Source organism: Streptomyces oryzae, assembly GCF_017676365.1.
Lineage (GTDB): Bacteria > Actinomycetota > Actinomycetes > Streptomycetales > Streptomycetaceae > Streptomyces > Streptomyces oryzae.
Genome location: NZ_JADKMA010000050.1, coordinates 1 through 20,690 on the forward strand (window position 1 = coordinate 1; position 20,690 = coordinate 20,690).

General features: G+C 67.2%; 20 protein-coding genes and 1 pseudogene. 9 read left to right on the forward strand and 12 right to left on the reverse strand.

Annotation, left to right across the window (positions count from 1 at the left end; all coding sequences use genetic code 11):
* The first annotated feature begins 85 nt into the window (after window positions 1-85).
* The gene (locus ITI46_RS12245; protein ID WP_209239529.1) at window positions 86-616 is read left to right on the forward strand and encodes a DinB family protein; all 531 of its coding nucleotides are present in this window, start codon (window positions 86-88) and stop codon (window positions 614-616) included.
* 295 nt (window positions 617-911) lie between these two features.
* Here ITI46_RS12245 and ITI46_RS12250 read toward each other — a convergent pair whose 3' ends face one another.
* Together ITI46_RS12250 and ITI46_RS12255 are read right to left on the reverse strand one after the other, a co-directional pair.
* Entirely contained in the window at window positions 912-1,115 is a 204-nt protein-coding gene (locus ITI46_RS12250) for a RidA family protein (RefSeq protein WP_372451914.1), read from the reverse strand.
* 119 nt (window positions 1,116-1,234) lie between these two features.
* Window positions 1,235-2,548 (reverse strand): MalY/PatB family protein, encoded by a 1,314-nt coding sequence (locus ITI46_RS12255; RefSeq protein WP_209239530.1) that lies wholly within the window; start codon window positions 2,546-2,548, stop codon window positions 1,235-1,237.
* An 81-nt stretch (window positions 2,549-2,629) separates the two neighbouring features.
* Between ITI46_RS12255 and ITI46_RS12260 the strand changes: the two genes are divergently transcribed.
* Window positions 2,630-3,124 carry an Lrp/AsnC family transcriptional regulator gene (locus tag ITI46_RS12260; RefSeq protein WP_209239531.1) on the forward strand — a complete coding sequence of 165 codons (495 nt, stop codon included), beginning with the start codon at window positions 2,630-2,632 and terminating at the stop codon, window positions 3,122-3,124.
* 815 nt (window positions 3,125-3,939) lie between these two features.
* Window positions 3,940-4,777, forward strand: a protein-coding gene (locus tag ITI46_RS12265) for an IS5 family transposase (RefSeq protein ID WP_247745863.1) whose coding sequence is annotated in 2 segments (ribosomal slippage) — window positions 3,940-4,125 and window positions 4,127-4,777 — 837 coding nt in all. Because the reading frame shifts where the segments join, the coding sequence is not laid out codon by codon here.
* Here the strand turns inward: ITI46_RS12265 and ITI46_RS12270 are convergent.
* The 3 genes from ITI46_RS12270 to ITI46_RS12280 form a co-directional block, all read right to left on the reverse strand.
* Window positions 4,710-5,243 (reverse strand): hypothetical protein, encoded by a 534-nt coding sequence (locus tag ITI46_RS12270; protein WP_307808145.1) that lies wholly within the window; start codon window positions 5,241-5,243, stop codon window positions 4,710-4,712. The two genes, ITI46_RS12265 and ITI46_RS12270, sit on opposite strands and share 68 nt — an antisense overlap.
* A 137-nt stretch (window positions 5,244-5,380) precedes the next feature.
* A complete protein-coding gene (locus ITI46_RS12275; RefSeq protein ID WP_307808146.1) occupies window positions 5,381-6,565 on the reverse strand; it encodes a sensor histidine kinase in 1,185 nt (394 codons plus the stop codon).
* Window positions 6,562-7,215, reverse strand: a complete 654-nt coding sequence (locus ITI46_RS12280) for a response regulator transcription factor (protein ID WP_209239532.1) — start codon at window positions 7,213-7,215, stop codon at window positions 6,562-6,564. Before ITI46_RS12280 ends, ITI46_RS12275 begins: the two co-directional genes overlap by 4 nt.
* Before the next feature lie 259 nt (window positions 7,216-7,474).
* Between ITI46_RS12280 and ITI46_RS12285 the strand changes: the two genes are divergently transcribed.
* The 3 genes and pseudogenes from ITI46_RS12285 to ITI46_RS12295 all read left to right on the forward strand — a co-directional run bounded on the left by ITI46_RS12285 (window position 7,475) and on the right by ITI46_RS12295 (window position 9,700).
* Window positions 7,475-8,236 (forward strand): MerR family transcriptional regulator, encoded by a 762-nt coding sequence (locus ITI46_RS12285; protein WP_209239533.1) that lies wholly within the window; start codon window positions 7,475-7,477, stop codon window positions 8,234-8,236.
* Between the two features lie 137 nt (window positions 8,237-8,373).
* Window positions 8,374-8,736, forward strand: coding sequence for a hypothetical protein (locus tag ITI46_RS12290; RefSeq protein WP_209239534.1), 363 nt, complete (start codon window positions 8,374-8,376; stop codon window positions 8,734-8,736).
* 116 nt (window positions 8,737-8,852) lie between these two features.
* Window positions 8,853-9,700, forward strand: a pseudogene (locus ITI46_RS12295) (transposase family protein).
* A gap of 548 nt (window positions 9,701-10,248) precedes the next feature.
* Here the strand turns inward: ITI46_RS12295 and ITI46_RS12300 are convergent.
* The 4 genes from ITI46_RS12300 to ITI46_RS12315 are packed head-to-tail and all read right to left on the reverse strand — an operon-like array spanning window position 10,249 to window position 13,860.
* Entirely contained in the window at window positions 10,249-11,493 is a 1,245-nt protein-coding gene (locus ITI46_RS12300) for an ABC transporter permease (RefSeq protein ID WP_209239535.1), read from the reverse strand.
* Entirely contained in the window at window positions 11,490-12,206 is a 717-nt protein-coding gene (locus ITI46_RS12305) for an ABC transporter ATP-binding protein (protein WP_209239536.1), read from the reverse strand. Before ITI46_RS12305 ends, ITI46_RS12300 begins: the two co-directional genes overlap by 4 nt.
* Window positions 12,203-13,333 (reverse strand): peptidoglycan-binding protein, encoded by a 1,131-nt coding sequence (locus tag ITI46_RS12310; RefSeq protein WP_209239537.1) that lies wholly within the window; start codon window positions 13,331-13,333, stop codon window positions 12,203-12,205. Before ITI46_RS12310 ends, ITI46_RS12305 begins: the two co-directional genes overlap by 4 nt.
* Entirely contained in the window at window positions 13,330-13,860 is a 531-nt protein-coding gene (locus ITI46_RS12315) for a hypothetical protein (protein WP_209239538.1), read from the reverse strand. The genes ITI46_RS12310 and ITI46_RS12315 overlap by 4 nt, the downstream gene beginning before the upstream one ends.
* A gap of 220 nt (window positions 13,861-14,080) precedes the next feature.
* On the opposite strand from ITI46_RS12315, the gene ITI46_RS12320 reads away from it, so the two are divergent.
* A complete protein-coding gene (locus tag ITI46_RS12320; RefSeq protein ID WP_209239539.1) occupies window positions 14,081-14,221 on the forward strand; it encodes a hypothetical protein in 141 nt (46 codons plus the stop codon).
* A gap of 58 nt (window positions 14,222-14,279) precedes the next feature.
* Complete coding sequence (locus ITI46_RS12325) at window positions 14,280-14,486, forward strand: hypothetical protein (protein WP_209239560.1); 207 nt, start codon at window positions 14,280-14,282, stop codon at window positions 14,484-14,486.
* 1 nt (window position 14,487) lies between these two features.
* Here ITI46_RS12325 and ITI46_RS12330 read toward each other — a convergent pair whose 3' ends face one another.
* The 3 genes from ITI46_RS12330 to ITI46_RS12340 form a co-directional block, all read right to left on the reverse strand.
* Window positions 14,488-15,576: a diaminopropionate ammonia-lyase gene (locus ITI46_RS12330; RefSeq protein ID WP_209239540.1), complete on the reverse strand. Its 1,089-nt coding sequence runs from the start codon at window positions 15,574-15,576 to the stop codon at window positions 14,488-14,490.
* Window positions 15,577-15,662: 86 nt separating this feature from the next.
* A complete protein-coding gene (locus ITI46_RS12335) occupies window positions 15,663-16,583 on the reverse strand; it encodes an alpha/beta fold hydrolase (protein WP_209239541.1) in 921 nt (306 codons plus the stop codon).
* Window positions 16,584-16,643: 60 nt separating this feature from the next.
* Window positions 16,644-18,692, reverse strand: coding sequence for a S9 family peptidase (locus ITI46_RS12340; protein WP_209239542.1), 2,049 nt, complete (start codon window positions 18,690-18,692; stop codon window positions 16,644-16,646).
* A 283-nt stretch (window positions 18,693-18,975) separates the two neighbouring features.
* Here ITI46_RS12340 and ITI46_RS12345 point away from each other — a divergent pair, with 283 nt between their 5' ends.
* A complete protein-coding gene (locus ITI46_RS12345; RefSeq protein ID WP_209239543.1) occupies window positions 18,976-20,676 on the forward strand; it encodes an ABC transporter substrate-binding protein in 1,701 nt (566 codons plus the stop codon).
* Window positions 20,677-20,690 lie beyond the last annotated feature (14 nt).

A 20,690-nucleotide genomic window follows, 5' to 3' on the forward strand; every position in this document is an offset into this window, starting at 1 on the left:
CCTTCCCGTCCCTCCGTCCCTGCCCCGACCGCACCGTCCCCGTCCCGTGACTCCGCCGACGCCCGCACCCGAGGAAGGTGACAGCATGCACCGGATCGACGCTCTGCTGCGCGAGTACGACCGCGCCCGCGCCTACACCGACGAACTGTGGAAGGACCTCACCCCGGACGAGGTCACCTGGCGCCCGCACGAGAACTCCAGCGCCATCGGCTGGCACCTGGGCCACCAGGCCCACGTCGCCCACTTCATGGTCCGCAACCTCACCGCCGCCGAGCCCAGCCCGGACCCGGACCTCGACGCACTGATGGACTCGGCCAACCCCGAACAGTTCCGTGGCGCCCTCCCCACCGTCGAACGGCTCACCGCCTTCCGTGACACCGTCGCCGAGCGCGTTCACGCCCGCATGCGCGCCATCGCCTCCGGGAACGTCACGGCACCGGAACAACTCACCATCGTCGCGGCCCACTTGCTCACCGCCCTCATCAACCACGAGTACCAGCACGATCAGTGGATCGGCGAGGTCCGCGCGGACGACCTGGGACACCCGCTCCCGCCGGACCCCGCCGGCTCCCACGTACGCCGCCTCGACGGCTACCTCGTCATCGACTCCCTGTAGCCGGATCGGCGCCATCCACGTACCGGCTGCTTTTCCGGTCCGCCCTCTCCTCTCGTTCCTGTCCGTCCGCGTGTGGAGTTTGGACGCGATGAAGACCACCAACACCCAGGCGCCGGAGACGAGCAGGGAAGTGCGCGTATCCGGCAGTACGCGATGCAGACCGTGACCGCGGCGATGAACAGCAGGGCGAGGTAGTTGCCGTAGGGGTAGAACGGCTCTTGTAGCGGATCCGGTCCTCCCCGCCGTTCCGGATCCTGATCCTGCGGAATCGCAGATGGCTGACCACGATGGAGGCTCAGGCGCACACCAGCCCGGAGTCGGCTGTATAGGGAGGGGAGGGCCAGGGACGCGAAAGGCGCCGCTTCGCCTGGGCCAGGACGCCCGCCGCGCACCACCGTGCGGCCAGCTGTCCAGTGGCGACGTCCAGATCCTGGCCGAGCAGCCCGGTGGCGGTCAGCAATCCGTCCCGCAGCGGCAGCCGGCCCGAGGTGCGCGGCACATTGCCCGACCGCGTATAGGGCAGGTAGTTCGCGACGGACCGGGCCCGGTTCCGGCAACGGCACGCCGAGCTCCCGCAGGCGGGCCTCGACGGCGGAGGTCATGTCGTGCCCCCCTGTTTCACAGACCCTCGACGGCGGCGACAAGCCGCCGGATCGCCTCGTCGACCGTGGCGCGCGGGCAGCCGAGATTGACGCGCATGTAGCCGTGTCCCTCCAGGCCGAACTTCTGTCCCTTGTCGAGCCACAGGCGCGCCGCCGTGAGCATGAACTTGTCAAGTGAGGGAGCATCCATACCCAGCCCCCGGCAGTCCATCCAGGCCAGGTAGAGGGAGTCGGCAGGCAGCACCCGCACCTTGGAGGTGGCGCCGTTGACCGCCTCCGCGAAGTGTGCATGGTTGCCACGCAGATAGCTGAGCAACTCTTCGAGCCAGGGCTCACCGTGGGTGTAGGCGGCCTCGGCCGCGACCATCCCCACCACGTTGACCAGGGGGAATACATTGCGCTCGTACTGCCGGGCCAGTTCCTCACGCAGCCTGCGATTGGGGACGAAGGCGTTCGCGCACTGCAGCCCCGGGAGGTTGAACGTCTTGCTCGGCGCGGTGCAGGTGATGCTGTTCTGCGCGAACTCCTCGCCGAGGGAGGCGAACGGGACGTGCTTCTTGGCCGGGTTGAGGACGAGGTCCTGGTGGATCTCGTCGGAGATGACCATTACGCCGTGCCGGGCGCAGATCTCGCCCATCGTCGCCAGCTCCTCCTCGGACCAGACGTTCCCGGTCGGGTTGTGGGGGTGGCTCAGGATGAACAGCTTGGTGTCCGGCCGGATGGCGGCTTCGAAGGTCCGGGCGTCGAACCGGTAGCCGTCCTCGGTACGTTCCAGGGGAGCGAGGGCAAGGTGCCGCCCGTTGAGCAGCACGTCGTTGTGGAAGTGCACGTACACGGGCGGCTGGATCAGGACCGAGTCGCCCGGCGCCGAGAACGCCTGCACCGCGGTCTTGAGCGTGGTGATGATGCCGGCGGTCTGGAGCACCCACTCCGTGGATATCTCCCAGCCGAACCGCCGGGCCTGCCAGCCGGCCACGGCGTCGAGATAACTGTCGGTGGCACCTCCGGGATATCCGAAGACGCCATGATCCACAGCTTCGTGAAGGGCGTCGACCACGGCCTGCGGTGCCTTGAAGTCGGTGTCGGCGACCCACATCGGGAGCGGGTCGGCCGCGGCCTCGTCCGGAGCGAGGAGTTCCGCGGCCCAGGACCACTTCATGGAGTTCGAGCGCTTCCGGTCGACGACCTCGTCGAAGACCGAATTCTGCGAACCGTCGGTGGAACCCGACTGGGCGGTGGCGTTCGTGGACTGGGCCGTGGTGGTCGTGTCGGTCGTGGACTGGCCCGTGGTGGTCGTGTCGGTCGTGGAGGAGAAGGTTTCGCTTGCCATGGCGCGATGCTAGCCATGATGCCCGGCGAAGAGTTCGCGAACTTTGCCGAGGAGACAACCCTCAGAGCTAAAATCCGAGTCATGGACGCCGTGGGCCGCAAAATTGTTGCCATTCTTCAGGCGGAGGGCCGGATCACCCTCACGGAGCTGGCCGACCGGGTCCGGCTCAGCGTGTCCCGGTGCCAGCGCCGCGTCCGGGAACTGGAGGCGGACGGCGCCATCCGCGGCTACAGCGCTCTCGTCGACGGCGCGACCCTGGGATACGGGTTCGAGGTCCTGCTCTTCGCCACCCTGAGCCGCCCCGACGCGGTGGACGAGTTCGACGCCGCGCTCGCCGGCATCCCCGAAGTCATCGAGGCCCAGCGGCTGTTCGGCGAACCGGACTACCTGATCCGCGTGGTCAGCGCCGACCTGCCGTCCTACCAGCATCTCTACGAAACCGTCCTCATCCGCCTCCCCGGCGTACGGAGCCTGAACTCGACCATCGTCATGAAACACGTGGTCAGCCCCCGCCCCTTCCCCACCCGACCACCACATGGGCTGTCCTCCAAGGGCCCAGCTGCCTCGGCGCCATGATCCGGGAGAGCCGGGACGGGCGCGGCAACACCACGTAATGGCACGCGTGTGGCACGGCCCCGGAAACGGTGAAGGGCCAGCTCGGCGGGTAACCCCGCTGAGCCGGCCCTTCGTGCTGTGCCCCCGGCAGGGCACGCCACAAATGGGAAACGGCAGATGCTGTATGGGTCCGGGGCCTCCGTCGTAGTTGAAGAGACCTACCAGGTTGCACGCCTTCGACTAGTCATGCCCACGGCCCAGAGTGGGCGTCGGGGCTTCAACTCGAAGGGAGTTGAAGCCCCCGTATGCTCACCAGCGAAGAGACTGACTACCCGGTTCACGCCGCAGTCGGTGACCGTTCCAACTCACTCCCTTTGGTGGCTTGGAGAATCACACCCGGCCGTCCAGGTTGGTACCGGTACCCCTCGCAGGGGCGATGAGGACCAGCCTCTCCGAGGCGGCTAGGTAAAGCATGTGTCCATTGGTACCCCTCGCAGGGGCGATGAGGACACCGTGTCGAACGGGTGCGGCGCCTCGAACGCCGCGGTTGGTGCCCTCGCAGGGGCGATGAGGACCGGCTTGCTCAGAAGCCGTAGCCCTATCGATCATGTGCGTGATGTGATCGAAAACCGGGGTTGGGGCGGGTGAACTTGGTTGTGACGTGCATGAAGGCAGGGCCTCCGGTGCAGCGCGAGGGTTGCTGAAGCCGTCACGTGCGCAAGGAGGCCCTGTTGTCGCAGTTCTATGCGGTATCGCCGCTCGGGTTCAACTCGCCTGCTCTGTCGTGTGATTGCCTCGCGCACCGGTTCGGGAACGCGGCTAACCGTCCGAACAGGATGCGTAGGTATCCGTCGGACATGACGGACGCGGAGTGGGCGGTGGTGCGCGACGCGCTGCCGGTCCCGGCGTGGCTGGAGGGCCGGGGCGGACAGCCCGAGGGCTACTGCCACCGGCAGATGCTGGACGCGATCTTCTATGTCACCGACAACGGGATCAAGTGGCGCGCGATGCCCGCCGACTTCCCCGCCTGGGACCCGGGTGTATGCCTACTTCCGCAGGTGGCGCGACCAGGGTCTGGTCCAGGAGTTCCACGACCGGCTGCGCGGCAAGGTCCGCCAGAGCGAGGGCCGGGACGCGGAGCCGACCGCGGCCGTCATCGACTCGCAGTCCGTCAAGGGCGCCGCATCGGTGCCCGCCGCGACGCGCGGCTACGACGGCGGGAAGGAGATCAACGGCAGGCGCCGGCACGTCATCACGCACACGCTCGGTCTGCTGCTGGTGGTGCTGGTGACCGCCGGGAACGTCACCGACCGGCAGGCCGCCCGGATCCTGCTGCCCCGGCTGCGGGAACGGTTTCGGAAGATCACGCTGGTGTGGGCGGACGGCGGCTATACCGGGCGCCTGATCACGTGGGCGGGGGAGAAACTCCGGCTCACGCTGGAGATCGTGAAACGCTCGGACGGCATGAAAGGGTTCGTGGTGCTCCCGAGACGGTGGGTGGTCGAGCGCACGCTGGGGTGGCTGATGCGATCGCGGCGCCTGGTGCGGGACTTCGAGACGCTGCCCGCCTCCAGCGAGGCGTTCATCTACTTCTCGCAGGCCATGCTCATGAGCCGCCGCCTGGCCCGCCGGACGCCGACGGCCGAGCGGTCGCAGTGGACGGTCGCGGCGTGAACCGCCCGGTCGGCAACGCTTCCAGCCAGCCCCGCTGAGCCAGCCGCTTCGCCTTCGAGCGCACGCCCTCGACCTTCGCCGGCACCGCCTCAAGACCCAGCCGGACGGCCAGTTCCTTCGCCGAGATCCCTTCACCGCCGGCCGCCTCGTCGGCCACGAGCTCGACGATGTGCCCGTAGTCCACCGCGAGCACGTCCGTGCTCACCCCCTCGTGCCACGGCGGCACGACGGAGCCCGCGACCGGAGCCGTCTCCGCCTTCGCGGGCTCGGTGGCTGACTCCGGAACGTCGGGGGCGGGTGCGGCCAGGGCCTCGGCCAGCTCCGCCCTCGCGATCACCCGGCGTTCCAACACCGCTTCGGCCTCGGCGAGTTCGGCGAGAATCCGCTCGGATTCCTCCCGAAGCGCCTCCGCCCGCGCGCGGGCAGCCATCTCCCGTTCCTCCAGCAGACCCATCACCGACGTCACCAGGCACCTCCGCGTCACTGAGTACGAACCGAACGTCCGAACCCTGCACCAGTAACGCCGAGACCATGCCTGACCAGCGGAAACTCAACGATCACATCCGGAAAGACAACGACTTCTGAACACACCCGCACAAACGATCAATCAGACGCCGCCCGGACAATTTCTCTGTGGCCCTGAGGGGTCGGCGCCGGAAGCTGGAGCGTGATGACGAGTCCGCCGGTCGGCCTGGGGTGTGCCTGGACGGTCCCCTCGTGGGCATTCATGACAGCCCGTACGATCGACAGTCCGAGCCCAGCTCCCCTGGCGGAGCCGACCCGGTCGGCCCGCAGCCGGCGGAACGGCTCGAAGATCGACTCGGTCTGTTCTGGTGAGACCTCCGGGCCGGTGTTCTCGACCCGGAGATAGGTCCAGCCGGCGGACTCGTGCGTCCAGACCCAGATCTGTCCCTTCGCAACGTTGTACTTGACAGCGTTCTCGATCAGGTTGATCGCGCAGCGCTCGAGCAGCGTTGGGTCGCCGACGGCTCCTGCAGGGCGAAGGACCTGGTTGATCGTCACGCCGGCCCGCCGGGCGGTCTCTGCGAGCTGGTCCACGGCGGACGACACCAGGGCTGACAGATCGACGCGGGACCGGTCCTGCAACTCGCGTTCCGACCTCGCCAGTAGGAGCAGGCCGTCGAGCAGCCGCTCGTGGCGGCTGATGGTGCTCAGCAGCTTCTGGCCGAGGGTCTTCATCACGTCGGGCACCCCGCCCGGCTTGGCCAGGGCCACATCGATCGTCGTGCGGTTGATCGTCAGCGGAGTGCGCAGTTCGTGCGAGGCGTTGGCAATGAACCGGCGCTGGGTGTTGAAGGCCCGGTTGAGCCGCTCAAGGAGGCCGTCGAACGTGTCTGCGAGTTCCTTGATCTCGTCGCGTGGCCCGGTCAGGCCGATCCGCTCGTGCAAGGTGCTCTCGGACAGCCTTCGGGCGGTGGCGGTCATTTGCTGCAGGGGCCGCACCATCCACCCCGATACCAGGTAGCCGAGCAGCACCGACAGGACTGTCAAAGCCAGTAGCGTAAGCACCGCGCTTTGCACCGTCTGGTCCAGGATCGCCTGCTGCTGTTTGGCGATCTGTTCGGCCATGTCGTTCTGGGAGGTGATCCGTGTCGATCCAGGGATCTCCTCGGGGGACGGTTTGGTGACCAGTACCTTGAACTGCGTCCTCACGGCACGGGCGGTGACCGCGTAGGTGGCGGCCTCCAAGATGATGCCGGTGACCAGAAAGAGCGCTCCGTAGACTACGGTGAGCCGGGTCCTCAGGCTCATATGCGTGCTCGTCACAGCCGGTATCCCACGCCGGTGATGGTCTCGATGATTCGCGGTTCGCCCAGCTTCTTGCGCAGTGCCACCATGGCCACCCGCACCACATTGCTGAAGGGATCGATGTTCTCGTCCCACGCCCTGTCGAGAAGTTGCTCGACACTGACCACCCGTCCATCGGCCCGCATCAGCTCCTCCAGCAACGAGAACTCCTTCTTCCTGAGGACGACCGGCCGTCCGTCGCGCTCGACAGTGCGACGCTGCGGGTCGAGTCGGATGCCCGCGCGTTCCAGGATGGGTGGCAGCGGCGGCGCCGAGCGGCGGGCCAGTGCCCGGACCCGGGCTACCAGCTCGCCGAACAGGAACGGCTTGGCCAGGTAATCGTCGGCGCCGAGCGCGAGGCCGTCAATTTTCTCGGTCACGTCGTCGGCCGCCGTGAGCATGATGATCCGGCTGCTGCTGCGCTTCGCCACAAGCTGACGGCACACCTCGTCGCCGTGCACCTCGGGCAGGTCGCGATCCAGGATGATCACGTCGTAGTCCGTGTAGCTGGTGCGGTACAGGGCCTCCGCTCCGTCGTAGACGCTGTCTACGGCAATGGCCTGGTCCCGCAGCCCCTCGGTGATGGTCTCCGCGAGGATTTCCTCGTCCTCGACGACAAGCACGCGCATGTCTCTCCCCAGGTCACTGTTCCGAGCTCATGGTCGCCCAAAGGAGATTAAGTTCCAATAAGAGCGCCAGGCAGTAGGTGGTTCGTGGCGGACCTGCCGGTGATCGTCTGGTGTGTGTGAGCGGCGGGTACGTCGACGGATTCGGTTACTGAACGTAATGGGTAAGGGTGTGTCCGGTCGGCTTGCGCTTTCCGTTGCGTCAACTCCTACGGTCGCTTGTGTGGCCGGACGGACCGGCCCGGCGAGGAAGGGTGGGGCCATGGCCTGGTCGATTGCGGACGTGGCCCGGATGTCCGGGGTGACGTCCCGGACCCTGCGTCACTACGACGAGATCGGGTTGCTTGCTCCCGCGTACATCGGCAGCAACGGCCACCGCTATTACGAGCAGGCTGGACTGCTGCGGCTGCAGCAGATCCTGCTGATGCGGGAACTGGGCCTGGGCCTGCGGGAGATCGCGGCGGTCTTGGAGCGTCAAGTTGACCAGGTGGCCGCGCTGCGCGAGCACCAGCGCAGGTTGCTGGCCGAGCGGGACCGCCTCGACGTGCTCGCCCGCACGGTCGCCCGCACCATCGCCGAACTGGAGGAGGACGAGGAGACACCCGACATGGGAAAGATCAGCAGGCCGGAGAACTTGTTCACTGGCTTTGACACCGCCCGATACGAGTCGCCCGCCCGCGCGCAGTGGTCCGACCAGGCGCAGCAGTCAGCGCAGTTCGCCGCCACGCTCACCGAGGCGGAGATGGAGCGGCTGCAGGGTGAGGCGACCGCGGCCATGGTCCGTATGGCCGAGTTCATGCAGGCCGCCACGCCGGTGGCCGACCCCGCAGTGCAGGCCGAGGTCGATGCCCATTACCAGGGCATCTGCCGGATGTGGACCCCGGACGCGGCCGCGTTCAAGGCCCTGGGGCAGAACTATGTCGACGACGCGCAGTGGCGCGCGGCCTACGACCAGGTCGCTGCCGGGCTGGCCGAATACCAGCGGGACGCCATGGTCGCCTACGCCGACGCCCGGCTGAGCTGACCAGTCGCCTGGTTGCTGGGGGCTGCAGACCCCAGCGACCAGGCGCCTTCCACCCCGTTCCACGCCTTGTATCCGCTCCCATCTCCGGCGGTGCCTTCCATACAGTGCGGCACCGCCCCGCCCCTGGAGTGCTCTCTGTGATCCCCGCCCACTGGCCCCACCACCACCGCCGTGAGGACAACGAACTCCTCGGCTATCTGTGCCCCGTTGAAGACGACCTGGGCCAGTTTGTCCCGGTCACCCTCTTCGGTCACCCGCTGAGCGGACCAGGCAGCGAGGACCACGCCCGCCAGTGCCTGGACCGCGCCGGACTGGACTACCTAGCCCAGGACTGGCTGCTGTCCCTGCCCGGCCACCCGGATCCCATCGCCGTTCAGATCGTCGAGGCCACCCCGCGGCAACTTCGGGTGAAGAACATCGACTACGGCTACCCGGACGCGGACATCGGCCACATCTTCGTCCTCGACACCCCCACCACCGGACAGCTCCACCCGCGCTGATCCCGTCTCCCGCAGCCCCGCTGCGACAGCGGATCCCACCGAAAGGTCGACAGCAAAAGCCCAGTGGCGCCAATGGCGCCACTGCACGACCGTGGACGTTCTCTCCCGGAGATCGCGTGCCCGTCCTGCCGTCCAGCCTGCTCGGACCCCTTTGGGACCAGTTCGCGGTGCTGCTGCCCGAGCACGTCGACACCCACCCGCTGGGCTGTCACAACCCGCGCATCCGCGACCGGATCGTCTTCTGGTACCTGATTGCCGCGCTGGTGCACGGCTCCGGTGACGAATGGATCGTCGGCCCCGGCTGCCCGGACCGCACCATCCGACGCCGCGTCAACTACCGGTCTCAGTCGCAGCCGGGCATGGCCGAGAAAATCCACGCGCTCGCTCTGGAAGCGTACGACCGCATGATCGGCCTGGAGCCGGGCGAGCTGTCCGTGGACGGCCGCATGACCAAGGCCCCCTGCGGCGGAGAGGCCGCCGGGCGCTCGCCGGTGGACCGGGCAAGCAGGACCTGAAGCGCCCGGTGGCCACCGAGGCGCGCGGCATCCCGCTCGGCATCGTGGGGGCCGGAGCCAACCGCCACGACTCTCCGCTGCTCGTGCCCACCCTGCAAGCCGCAAAGGAACAGGTCGGCGAGCTGCCCAAGCAGGTCAACGTGAACCTGCATCATGGCTACGACAGCGACAAGACCCGCACCGCCCTGGCGGAACTCGGCTTCACCGGCGAGATTGCCCCCAAGGGCCTACCCGCCCCGATCCAGGCCGGCAAGCGCTGGGTGGTCGAACGCGGTCACGCGTGGAGGAACGGCTTCGGCAAGCCGCGGCGCTGCACCGAGAAACGCAGCCGCATCGTGGACGTCCACCTCTACCTGTCCGCCGCGATCGTCACGCTGCGTATGCTGATCCGCCGCGCGACCCCGCTCTACCGCTGGGACGGCCGCCCCACGACCAAGCGCCTGAAGTGACGCCTACTGCCGGCCGCTCGAAAACCAAAGGGCGGTCAAGGATGAGGAAGGCCCGTTCAGAGGTGATGAGCGCACGGAACGCGTTCCATGCGCCCTCGGTACCCGGCGCCCTACCCGGTGATCGTCGGCGAGCTGAGCGTCAGCGTGCTCCTCGGATTCTCGCTCTTCGGCCTGCTCGCGCCGCACGCAGCGGGATGGCTGATGCCGTTCTCGCCAGACCAGGCGCATCTGCTCGACACCCCTGGGCCATGTCTCCGTACTGCTGCTCCTTGGGTTCACCGGCATCGACATGGACCTGCGCGAGCTGAGGGCGTTGGCTCATCCTGTAACTGTGGCGACCTCGCAAGTCTCACTGCCGCGTCCCGCCCATGAAAACACATCGAGCGTGCCACGGAGGAGGACCTCGGCCGCAGGGACCTGGCGGAATCGGCCGTGAACAGCTGACCGTGACAAGGATGAGCCTCCCGCGGCCAACCGATGCGATCGGATGGCCGCGGGAGGCCTCTCCTGGCAGCAGCAGGGGGAGACGCCACTGCCAGAGGAAGTGGTCAGGCGGTGGCGAGGGCCACTGTCGGGGAGAGCCGGGCCGCCCGCATCGCCGGGTAGATGCCGGCGATGCTGCCAATGGCCAGCGTCGCGCCGATGGCTCCGCTCAGGGCCCACGGCGGTACGACCGGCGGCCAGTCCCGGTAGAGCGCGAACACCATGGTGGCGATCGAGCCCAGAACCGCTCCGACGACACCACCGAGTAGTGACAGCAGCAGCGACTCGACGAGGAACTGGGTGCGCACCTGCCCGCGTGTGGCGCCGAGCGAGCGGCGCAGGCCAATCTCGCGGCGCCGTTCCAGTACCGAGATCACCATGGTGTTGGCGACCCCGACGCCGCCGACGAGCAGCGCCACCGCGCCAAGTCCGAGCAGCAGGCTGGTAAAGGTTCCGGCGGCGGCGGCCTTGGCCGACAGCGCGTCAGAGGGCCGGCTGACCTTCACCTCTTCGGGTTTCTCGGGACTGACGGTGCGGGGCAGGGCGTTTCGGACCTCTTCCACCGAGGCGTCGCTGGATCGCTCGTAGATCTTCGTGGGATGGGCGTCGAAGTCCAGGTACTTCTTGGCGGCGTCCCAACCGACCAGGGCCGAGCGGTCAATCTCTGGTGCCAGCGGCAGTGTCTTGAGAACCCCTACCACGGTGAACCAGCGGTTGGCTATCCACACCTGGTCGCCCACGCGGCGAAGACCGAGCCGCTTGGCCGCCTCAGAACCCAGCACAGTCGCCGGATAGTTGGCGGTCGAGTGGTTCAGCCAGGCGCCCTTGCTGACCGACCCGTCGAGCGTCTTGAGCAGCTCGGGGGTCGTGGCCTGGACCGCGATGCCCTGTGTGACCTCCTTGGGGATCAGGCTGTTGCGCCGTACGGTGGTGTCGGTCTTGCCCGTCGCTGACGCGGTCGTGACCGGACCAATCCGCTTGGTCATCGCGACTGACGTCTCCGGCAGCTTGGCGTCTCCGCCGAAGATGGTCTGGCCCGGCTGCACCGTCAGCATGTTGGTGCCCAGCGAGTCGAGCTGACGCAGCAACTGCTCCTTGCTGGACGAGGAGATTCCGATGACGGCCACCATGGTGGCAATGCCGATGGCGATGCCGAGGGCCGATAGCACGACCCTCGTGGGCCGCGACCGCAGCCCGGACAGGCCCACCCGGAAGACGTCACTGAGCCCGAGCCGGGCAGGCGACAGTTGCCGCGCAGGCTGCTGCGACTCTCTGGACCCGACGGACGCGGCCCGATCCGCGCCGCTCATGCCGACACCTCTTCCCATGCCGCGGTCTGATTGCGTCCGGTGCCCGCGCCGCCGTCCGTGACGAGGTGACCGTCGCGGACCCGGACCTGACGGGGCGCCCACTGCGCGATGTCCTGGTCGTGCGTGATGATCGCGATGGTGGTTCCGGAGCGGTGCAGGTCACTCAATACGCCCAGCACTTCCGAGCCGGCAGCGGTGTCGAGATTCCCGGTTGGCTCGTCCGCGAGCAGCAGATCGGGTTCCCCGGCCACCGCCCTGGCGACCGCCACCCGCTGGCGTTCTCCCCCGGAGAGCTGGTTCGGGCGGTGTCCGAGGCGGTGGCCCAGGCCGACCCGTTCCAGGGCGGCACGTGCGAGCTTGCGCCGCTTGGACAGGGAGATCCCACCGTAGAGGAGTCCGTCGGCCACGTTGTCGAGGGCGCTGACGCCGTCGGCGAGATGGAAGGACTGAAACACGAATCCGATGTGCCGGGCGCGCAGCGCGGACAGTTCGCGGTCCGACAGTTTGGCGACGTCGTACCCGGTGATCTCCACGCGGCCGGTGGACGGACGGTCCAGAGTGCCGATCAGGTTGAGCAGAGTGCTCTTCCCCGAGCCGGACGGCCCGACGATGGCGGTCAGTTCACCCGGTTCGATCACCAGGTCCACCCCGCGCAGTGCCTTGACGCCGCCCGGGTACGCCTTGGTCACGCCGGTCAGCTCGACAATGTTCATGAGCTGGGCACCCCGACCTTCGTCCCTTCGCTGATGCCGGAGCCGGAGATCTCAACCCGTCCGCCGCCATAAGTGCCGGTCTTCACGGGCACGACGTCCTTCCGTGTGCCCTTGACGACCTCCACTCCGAAGCCGCCCTCGCGCAGCGCGAGCAGCGCCTCGATGGGTACGGACAGCACGTCCTTGGCACGCTCGCTCTCCAGCTTGACGGTGACCGGTGCCTGGTCGATGCTGCCGCTCTTCTTGGTGGACAGCTTGATGTCGACGTCGATGGTTGACTTGCCCTTCTCCTTGCCGGCCTTGGCTACCTTGCCCACCAACGTGATCTTTCCCTTGACCTCTTTGCCGTCGGGCAGAGTGACGCCGACCGTGGCGCCTTTTTTGGCCGTGTTCTGCTTGGCGGGGTCCAGATCGACGTGGACGGTCGGCTCGGTACCGGTCACCGTCAGAGCCTTCGCGCCGACGCCGACCCTGCCGCCCTTGTCCACAGCCACCTCGCTGACCCGCAGCGGCCCGGACTCGAACACCACCTGGGAGGCGTCGACGGTACCCGTCTCCTTCAGTCCCACGTCCTGCTGCCACTCCTTGACAGCGTCGGCTGTCGTGGAGGTGAACTCCTTGTCGACCGTGAGGGCATCGCCATAACCGAGGACCTTGAGGTTGGTCTCCAGCGCCTTCACGTCGGCGCCTTTGACGCCCTCTTTCAAGGTCCGGTAGAGCGGCAGGGATCCGTACATGAGGGTGACCGGCTTGTTGTCGATCTTGAACAGAGACTTGCCGCGGGTGATAGTTGTGCCCTCGGACGGGACCCAGGTGACGACCCCGTTCGCGGTCGCCGAGATCGACTGCTCACCGGCGTAGGTCAGCTTCCCGTCGACGGACTCCGTCTCGACGACGTCTCCCCGGGTGACCGGTGCCGTCGCGGTGGCCGTCTCCTCAGCGTGGTCTGTCGACGCGCCGTCCTTCTGCAAGGTCAGGGCGGCGGTCGCCGCGCCGGCCACGGCGACGACCAGCATGACCGCGATCAGGACGACGCGGCCGCTCCTGCGCCGCCGCCCGGGATCCTCCGGTCCGGAGCTCTCCGTGCCGTTCGGGGACGACTCATGGGTGGTGTCCGAGGTGCTCATGAAGGCCCCATCTGCATCGAACCGGGCAGATACTTCTGGCACGTCTTTTGAGCCTTCTTGGCCTTCGCCTGGGAGCCCTCGGGAACCTGCATCTTCAGACCCTCGCCGGGGTTAGGGTCGGGAATGTTGACGCCGTTCTTGCGCATGCACTGCGCGAACTTGACCATCTGGTCGTGGGCCTTGCTGTCATTCGCGTCGGCATCAGATGGCGCGGCGTCCTGCATGTACTTCTGGCACTTCTTCGCCGCCTCCTCCAACTTGTTCTTGCCGGGGCCGCCACTGCCGGTGACCCGGAGCGGCTGGCCCGGCTCGGGGTCCTTGACGTCGACGCCGTTCTTGCGCATGCACTGCGCGTACTTGAGCTGCGCCTCCCGGGCGTCCCCCGACTTGCCGGGCTTTGCGGCCCCGGCGGAGTCTTTCCCCTTGTCGGCGCTAGCCACGCCGCCATCCCCGCTGTTGCTGCTGCACGCGGACAGCGACAGCGCGATCGGGATGACAGCCATCACTGCCACGTAACGGATCCTCACGGTCCCACCTCCTCACCGAGGCTCCCTGCCTCGGCGGAGTCCAGTGGATCAGCCTCCTGATTAGCCCGAGATTAACTGGAACCGGACCTGCCGCGACCGAGGTCGGGTGTCAGGCTCTTCGCCCATATGCGTGGGCTGGCTCGTGTCATGAGACGACGAACGCCGCACCCCCGTAGTTTCTGGATCGCCAAGAACAGGAAGCTACGGACGGGAGTGCGGCGTGTCATTGGGCACCGTATGTGCTCGGGCGGCCGAGGTCGTCGAGCGGACGGTGGTCGAGGAGGTCTATGTTCACCCGGTGGAACCCGTGAAGGTCGTCTCGGTGCGGCCGGACCGGCGGTGGCAGCGCAGGCCGAGATGAGGAGTGTGCCGGGAGCGGGCGCCGTTGTACGACCGGGGGCACCGGGACACCACCGCCCGTGAAGCTGCCGGATCATCCGGCTTACCAGCAGATCATGGCGGTGTTCGCCGCAGCCGACGCCCCGCTGCGGGCGCGGGCGGTCTGCGAGGCGATGGACCTGGAGATCGCACCCAACAACGTCAACAGGGGCATTTCAATGCCGCTCGACAACACGTCGCCAACCGCGCACTCATCGCCCGCGTCAACACCGCCCAGGACCTGGTGACTCAACGGGCCACCATTCGCGCGTAGTTGAGGGGGTCGGTGATGCCCTCCGTCGCCAGGAGCACGACGGAGGAGGTCGGCGACCAGGGGAGCGCCTCACGCAGCGGTCGAAGCTCCCGTCCGGCAAGGGCGATCAGCCCCGCCAGCGACGCCGCTCCGGTCTCTCCCACTTCGATGCCCTGGTCGGCCAGCATGCGCATGGCGCGAACAGCGTGGTCGTCGTCGATCGCGAGGGCCGCGGCCAGCCCGTCACGCATGGCGGGCCAGGCCACCTTCGACGGTGTGCCGCAGTTCAGCCCGGCCATCATGGACCGGTGGGGGCCGCGCACGGTCGTCCGCTCGTCGGCCCGCAGGGACGCCAGTACGCAGGCGGCGTCCGAGGGCTCCACCGATACGACGGCCGTACCGGCCGCGCCGTAGTGCGTGATTGCGGCCTGCGCCAAGGCACCGACCCCGACCGGCACGACGACCATGTCGGGCCGGGGCGCCGAGCGGTCGAGCAACACATCGTCTATCTCGGCGAACAAGGTCGCGTAGCCCTCGGCGACGAACCTGGGTATGTCCACGTATCCGTCCCAGGACGTGTCCGAGACCACCAGGTGCGTGCTGTCCGCGAGTGCGGCGGCGCGCCTGACCACGGCGTCGTACTCGGCGTCGACCTCCTCGACACGGGCGCCTTCCGCCGCGATGGCGGCCATCCGGCTCGCCGCCGTTCCGGCGGGCACCAGAATGTGCGCCTGGAACCCGAACAGCGCGGCCACACGTGCCACGGCACGGCCGTGGTTGCCGTCGGTCGCCGCGACGAGGGTGAGAGGCCCGGCTTCCGGTGTGAGGGCCCGCAAATCCTCGAAGCTCGTCCAGCGAGCGTCGAGGCCGCCTGGAATACGCTGGTCGAGCCAGCGGTACACCGCCCAGAGAGCGCCGAGCGCCTTGAAAGCGGGCAGCCCGAACCGGTCGTGCTCGTACTTCATCCAGACCGAGCCCAGGCCGAATTCGCTGGCGACGGCGTCGAGTGGCAGCAGCGGCGTGGGCCGGTAGCCGGGTATGCGTGCATGGAAGCTTCGCGGCTCGGGGGCCATGGTCCTCTCCATGGCGGGCCGCGTGGAGGCATGAGGCCGTAGCCAGTAACTACTCACAGTGAGTCCTCTTCGATAGAGCAGGTCGCGACCTCATCACTTCATCGCGCCGGATAGAGATGCTCGACGAGCGTGGCGAGTCGGCGGGGATACTGAAGGGGCAGCAGGTGTCCTGCGATGCTTCGTACCAGCCTCAGCTGAGGATTGCCGGCCGCCAGTTCTGCGAACGCGTCGGAGAGCCCGGTTCTGTGCGCACGGATGAAATCCGCGTCCGCACCGATCTTCGGTGGATTCATCGCCAGTATCAGCGCCACCGGGCACGCCGCCTGGGAATACAGGCCGAAGACGTCCCAGTCCGCGAGTTGGCGCACCATGCCCACCATGAACGCGCCTCCTGGATTTCGGATCCAGCGTCCGGAGGTGCCAAACGGCCGAAGTGACCGCTCACCCATCCCGGATACCGCTTCGGGAGTTACGTCCTGCATCTCAGCGAAGGCCCGCATACGTGCCAGATGCGCCTCGCGGAAGCCCTCGGAACCGACGTCCGGACCAGCGAGCGCGGCGACCATGGCCGCGTCCTGCCTGGACCAGAACTTTCGTACGTCACCGGGCGACCTCCCCGCGTAGTGCTCGGCCCGTCCGTTGCCGTGGCCGTCTACATTGATGACGATCGGACACTCCGGGTGGTCGACCGCGTAGCGCACGGCGAGCATTCCGCCGTAGGAATGGCCGAGGACGGCCGCCCTGGACAGCTTCATCTCCCTGACGACGTGTTCGAACGCCGCCAGGTCGGCCTCGATCGTGAACTCCTTCCCTGGACTGGACGCACCGTGTCCGATGAAGTCGAGCGCGATCACACGGTAGCGGGGAGCCAGCAATTCGGTCACGTGATCCCAGATGGCGAGGTTTTCCCCGGCTCCGTGCAGCAGAACGATGGGCGCGCCGTCGGAGGAATGGTCACGTGCGGCGATACGGACGCCATGACCCACATCGATGACGAGTTCATGATGGTCAAGCCGCACGAGTCGGTGCCTTCCCTGGAGAGTTTGCTCGGTATGCGTGGGATGTGGTTGTGGGGTCACTCATGGCCCGGACGGCGCGAGATTCCGAAGGAAGAACCGAGCCGCCGTCTCCAGCGAGAAGACTTGGTGAGTACCTGCGATTTGATGCGTCGCACCCTGCAGAATCACTAGTTCGTGCTGTTTCCCCGCTCTTGCCAGAGCATCGGAGAGCTTCATGGTCTGCTGCAGTGGAACGTTGGTGTCGTGAGTTCCGTGTACCAGCATCACCTCGGAGCGGATTTCGGCTGCGTGTGCCACAAGGCCGGCATCGGCGAAGGCTTGCGGGTCGTCCGGGAACGACGTCCCGAGCAGGCTTTGGAACCACCCGGGCATCATCGTTCCGAAGTCGTACGGGCCTGCCGCCGCGACGAACGCGCGGAACGTCTCCGGCGCGAGAAGGCCACACCGCGCCGCGAAATAACCGCCGAAGGACAGCCCGATGGCCCCGCATCGGGTCTTGTCGAGCCATGGTCGCGCGGCGGCCAGCGAGGCGATCGCTGCCGTATGGTCGCGCACCGCGACCGTGCCGAACCCGTGGGCGGCGGCTTCCTGGAACTCGCGCCCCCGCCCGGGTGTGCCTCTGGCGTCGAGCACGACGCCGATGAAACCGAGTTGGGCGAACGCTTCCGCCAAGAGGGCCGGATGGGTCCAGGCCGATCGGCTCTGCCGCTTGGGGCCGACGAACCGGTTGGGCTGCGCGACGGTCTGCGGCCCCGCGTAGATGGAATCGATGACCGGGTAGCTGCGGTCCGGGCTGAATCCGGGCGGCAGGTAAAGCACGCCGTGGAGGTCCGTAACCCCGTCGTCGGCCTTCACGGTGAAGGTCTCCGCCGCACCGCGGCACAGACTGGTCACCGCGCCGACGTCGGCCGCGCCCAGCACGGCGACATGCGCACCGCCGCAGCGGCGGAGGTCGGCTCGCGGCGGGCGTTCCCTGCTGGAGTGGGTGTCGATGAAGAACGATCCGTCGCCGAGCAGTGCGGCGTCGTGCGTCCCGGGAAGTTCGGTCAGGATCTCGAATCCACCCTGTGCGTCGGTGCGACAGACACGCAGGTCGTACGGATGGTCGAGATCGGTGCGCGCGAGCAGCAGGATCCCGCCGTCCGCGGTCGGCCCGACGATGTGTGCCACCTCCGCCCCGGGTGGGGTCACGGGCACCGGATCACCGCCGTCGGCAGGCACCAGATACAGCCGGAGCGCGCCGTCCCGGTCAGATGTCCAGCCATACCCGTCGAATCCGGGAATTTCCGTCATAACGGCGCTCAGCGCCGCGGGCAGATAGCAGTGCAGCGCGATGATCCGTTCTCGGGCGAGTACCTTCGCGGCCCCGGTAGCCGCGTCGACCCGGAGGAGCGACAGGACGCCGTCCGGGCTGCAGGTTATGCCGAGGAAGGCAGTGTCTCCCACCCACCGCCCCGGGATGAACTGGGCGCGGTGCATGGGCTCGCTCCACGTGACCTCGCCGTTCACGACGGACACGAAGGCAAGACGTGAATCGGGCATGCCGGAGCCTGCCTCGACCGGGTAAGCGCGCATGTCGACACGCGGCGGAGAGACCGACCAGTCCAGGAGCGGGTAATGATCCACGCCTGTCAGATCGACCCGCAGAGACACCACGCGTGTGCCGTCGGGTGAGAAAACCGGTGGCGTCGGCGCCAGGGACAGTACCTGCGCGTTGGCGCGCCACGGACGCAGCGCGCTGCCGCTGCGGGTGAGTACGCGGACGGCGCCGGTGTTCACGTCGCGGAGCGCCAAGTCGTGTTCCGTCTCTGTGAGCACACTCGTGCCGTCCGGGGACAGCACCTCCCAGATGTCAGGTGAGCCCTCCGCTTCGGCGGGGCGTATCCGACGAGGCCCCCACGGGTCATCGGGCCGGCCCGACGGCTCAGCTTCCGCAGTAGAGCTGCCGCGCTCACCGGTGGCCGGATCCAGGCGCCATCGAGTGCCGTCACTGTCCCGCCACTCGACGAGTCCTCGGTCTGTGACCTTCGCCTGAGTGACAACATCGACGTCGACCAGGTCGTACCAGGTGAGGAAGCGGCGAAACCGTTCCCAGCCGTGTTCAGCCATCACCACACCCTCTCTACCGCCAAGGCTGCCGACACAGACCATCGTGCCCCGACAGGCCCCCGCCAGAGCCCGACGTTTGTTGCGAATTCCGAGGGCCCCTTCCGTCGGTTGTAGTCAGTAGGCCGGCCTCGTGACGGCTCCAATCAAAGGCGCCCCTACGTTTGTCGAAACGCGTGCCCGAACTACTCAACACTTGGCGATTGCCCGGCGCGGGCCAAGTGAGCAAAATCGATACACCAACGCGGAATGTCGGCCTCCGCCGGCTCGGACCATGGAGGATGCCATGGAGAAGCGTCAACAGACAACGAACAGCCCAGCCTCGGGCGCCGCACCGGAGCCGACCACGTCCGGCCAGGCCCCTTCTCGCCGGACTGCCCTGCACCTGATCGGTGTCGGCGGAGTGATGCTGACCGCACCCGGTCTACTGTCCGGGTGTGCCCCGGGAGGTTCCCGAGGGGATAAGCACGGGGATCCGAAGGCGGGTGCGAAGGGGACCGACAAGCCCATCGCCAAGCTGAACTGGGCGGTGGATTCGCCACCGCGGAGCCTGGACTTCAACCACGCCTTCGACGGGTATTCGTGGGTGGTGTACAGCGAGCTCGCCGAGCCGCTCATCACGTGCGACTCCAGCGGCAAGCTGATCCCGAAGCTTGCGACTTCCTGGGCACAGCCGGATCCCAGCACGATCGTTTTCACTCTGCGGACAGGCGTGAAGTTCTGGGACGGGAAGACGCTCACCGCGGAGGACGTCGTCTGGTCGCTCAACCGGGCTGGTGACCCGAAGGTGGCCTCGGAATTCGCAGTCAACTGGCAGAACGTCAAATCGGTGCACGCGTCGACCTCCGGCAAAATCACTGTACGCTTGAAGAAGCCAGACAAAACGTTCCTTTACGTCCTCCGGTATCCGCCCATCTATCAGAAGGCGCACGCACTCGCTGCGGGTGCCGACTTCGGTGGGCCGTCCGGACTGGTCATGGGTACCGGGCCCTACCAGATCAAGAAGTTCTCCTCGGCCACCGGGGCGACCATGAGGCGCTTCGACGGCTACTGGGGAAGGAAGCCGACCGTCGAGTCAATCAACGTGAAAGTCATATCCGACCCCGACACTCTGCGACTGGCTGTGGAGTCCGGTGAAGTGGACGGAACCTTCAGTGTTCCCGAGAACAACCGGGCGGCCTGGGACAAAATGTCTGGGGCGCGCGTCTTGTACGGGCCTTCCGGGCAGGTGGACATGCTCATATTGGACACCACCCGGCCACCCTTCGACGATGTGCACGCACGGCGCGCCATTGCCTACGCGCTGGATCGCCCCGGGATCATCAAGACCATCGAGCACGGCCACGCGGATCCTGCTTACAGCGTCTCCAGTCCCTTCAACTGGCAGAAGACGGACAGCGCCGCTGCTGTGAAGAAGTTCTTCGGGACCCTTCCGGAGTTTCCTCTCGATCTGAAGAGAGCGAAGTCGGAGCTCGCCAAGTCGGCCACGCCTGATGGGTTCTCCATCACCGTTCTGGTGCCCAGCCAGGGGTTTAACAGCAACAATCTAATCCTGCAGACACTACAGGAGAACGTGAAGGATTTGGGCGTACACATCAAAATCAAAGAGGTGCCTTTCGCCACGTACGCCGGCCGGGTCCGTGGAAAGTCACACGATCCGATGTCCATCGCCGGGCTGGGCCCGCTCTCGCCAGATCCGCTTTCCCTCGTCGGGTCTCTGGTCACGGGAGAAGACGCCGGCTTCACCGCCTACGCCCCGAAAGACGTACTCGCCGACTTGGCCGAGTACAAGGCCGCCACCTCGGCACAGCAATCGAAGATCGCCCGAAGAGTGGTCCGGCAGCTCTCCGCCGACCTCCCCGTGATCCCGATCACCTACGGCAATGTGAGTTTCGCCCTGAACAAGAAGTATGTGTTCGCTACAGACATGACCGGAAACACCCTCTTCGGCGACTCGTGGGTGCAGTTCGTCAAACTGGCCCGGTAGCGTTGTGGAGGCGT

Coding starts and splice junctions, on each gene's coding strand:
- ITI46_RS12245 (WP_209239529.1), top strand. CDS start 86: ATGCACCGGATCGACGCTCTGCTGCGCGAGTACGACCGCGCCCGCGCC.
- ITI46_RS12330 (WP_209239540.1), bottom strand. CDS start 15,576: ATGGAGAGGACCATGGCCCCCGAGCCGCGAAGCTTCCATGCACGCATA.
- ITI46_RS12260 (WP_209239531.1), top strand. CDS start 2,630: ATGGACGCCGTGGGCCGCAAAATTGTTGCCATTCTTCAGGCGGAGGGC.
- ITI46_RS12300 (WP_209239535.1), bottom strand. CDS start 11,493: ATGAGCGGCGCGGATCGGGCCGCGTCCGTCGGGTCCAGAGAGTCGCAG.
- ITI46_RS12345 (WP_209239543.1), top strand. CDS start 18,976: ATGGAGAAGCGTCAACAGACAACGAACAGCCCAGCCTCGGGCGCCGCA.
- ITI46_RS12305 (WP_209239536.1), bottom strand. CDS start 12,206: ATGAACATTGTCGAGCTGACCGGCGTGACCAAGGCGTACCCGGGCGGC.
- ITI46_RS12280 (WP_209239532.1), bottom strand. CDS start 7,215: ATGCGCGTGCTTGTCGTCGAGGACGAGGAAATCCTCGCGGAGACCATC.
- ITI46_RS12310 (WP_209239537.1), bottom strand. CDS start 13,333: ATGAGCACCTCGGACACCACCCATGAGTCGTCCCCGAACGGCACGGAG.
- ITI46_RS12255 (WP_209239530.1), bottom strand. CDS start 2,548: ATGGCAAGCGAAACCTTCTCCTCCACGACCGACACGACCACCACGGGC.
- ITI46_RS12285 (WP_209239533.1), top strand. CDS start 7,475: ATGGCCTGGTCGATTGCGGACGTGGCCCGGATGTCCGGGGTGACGTCC.
- ITI46_RS12340 (WP_209239542.1), bottom strand. CDS start 18,692: ATGGCTGAACACGGCTGGGAACGGTTTCGCCGCTTCCTCACCTGGTAC.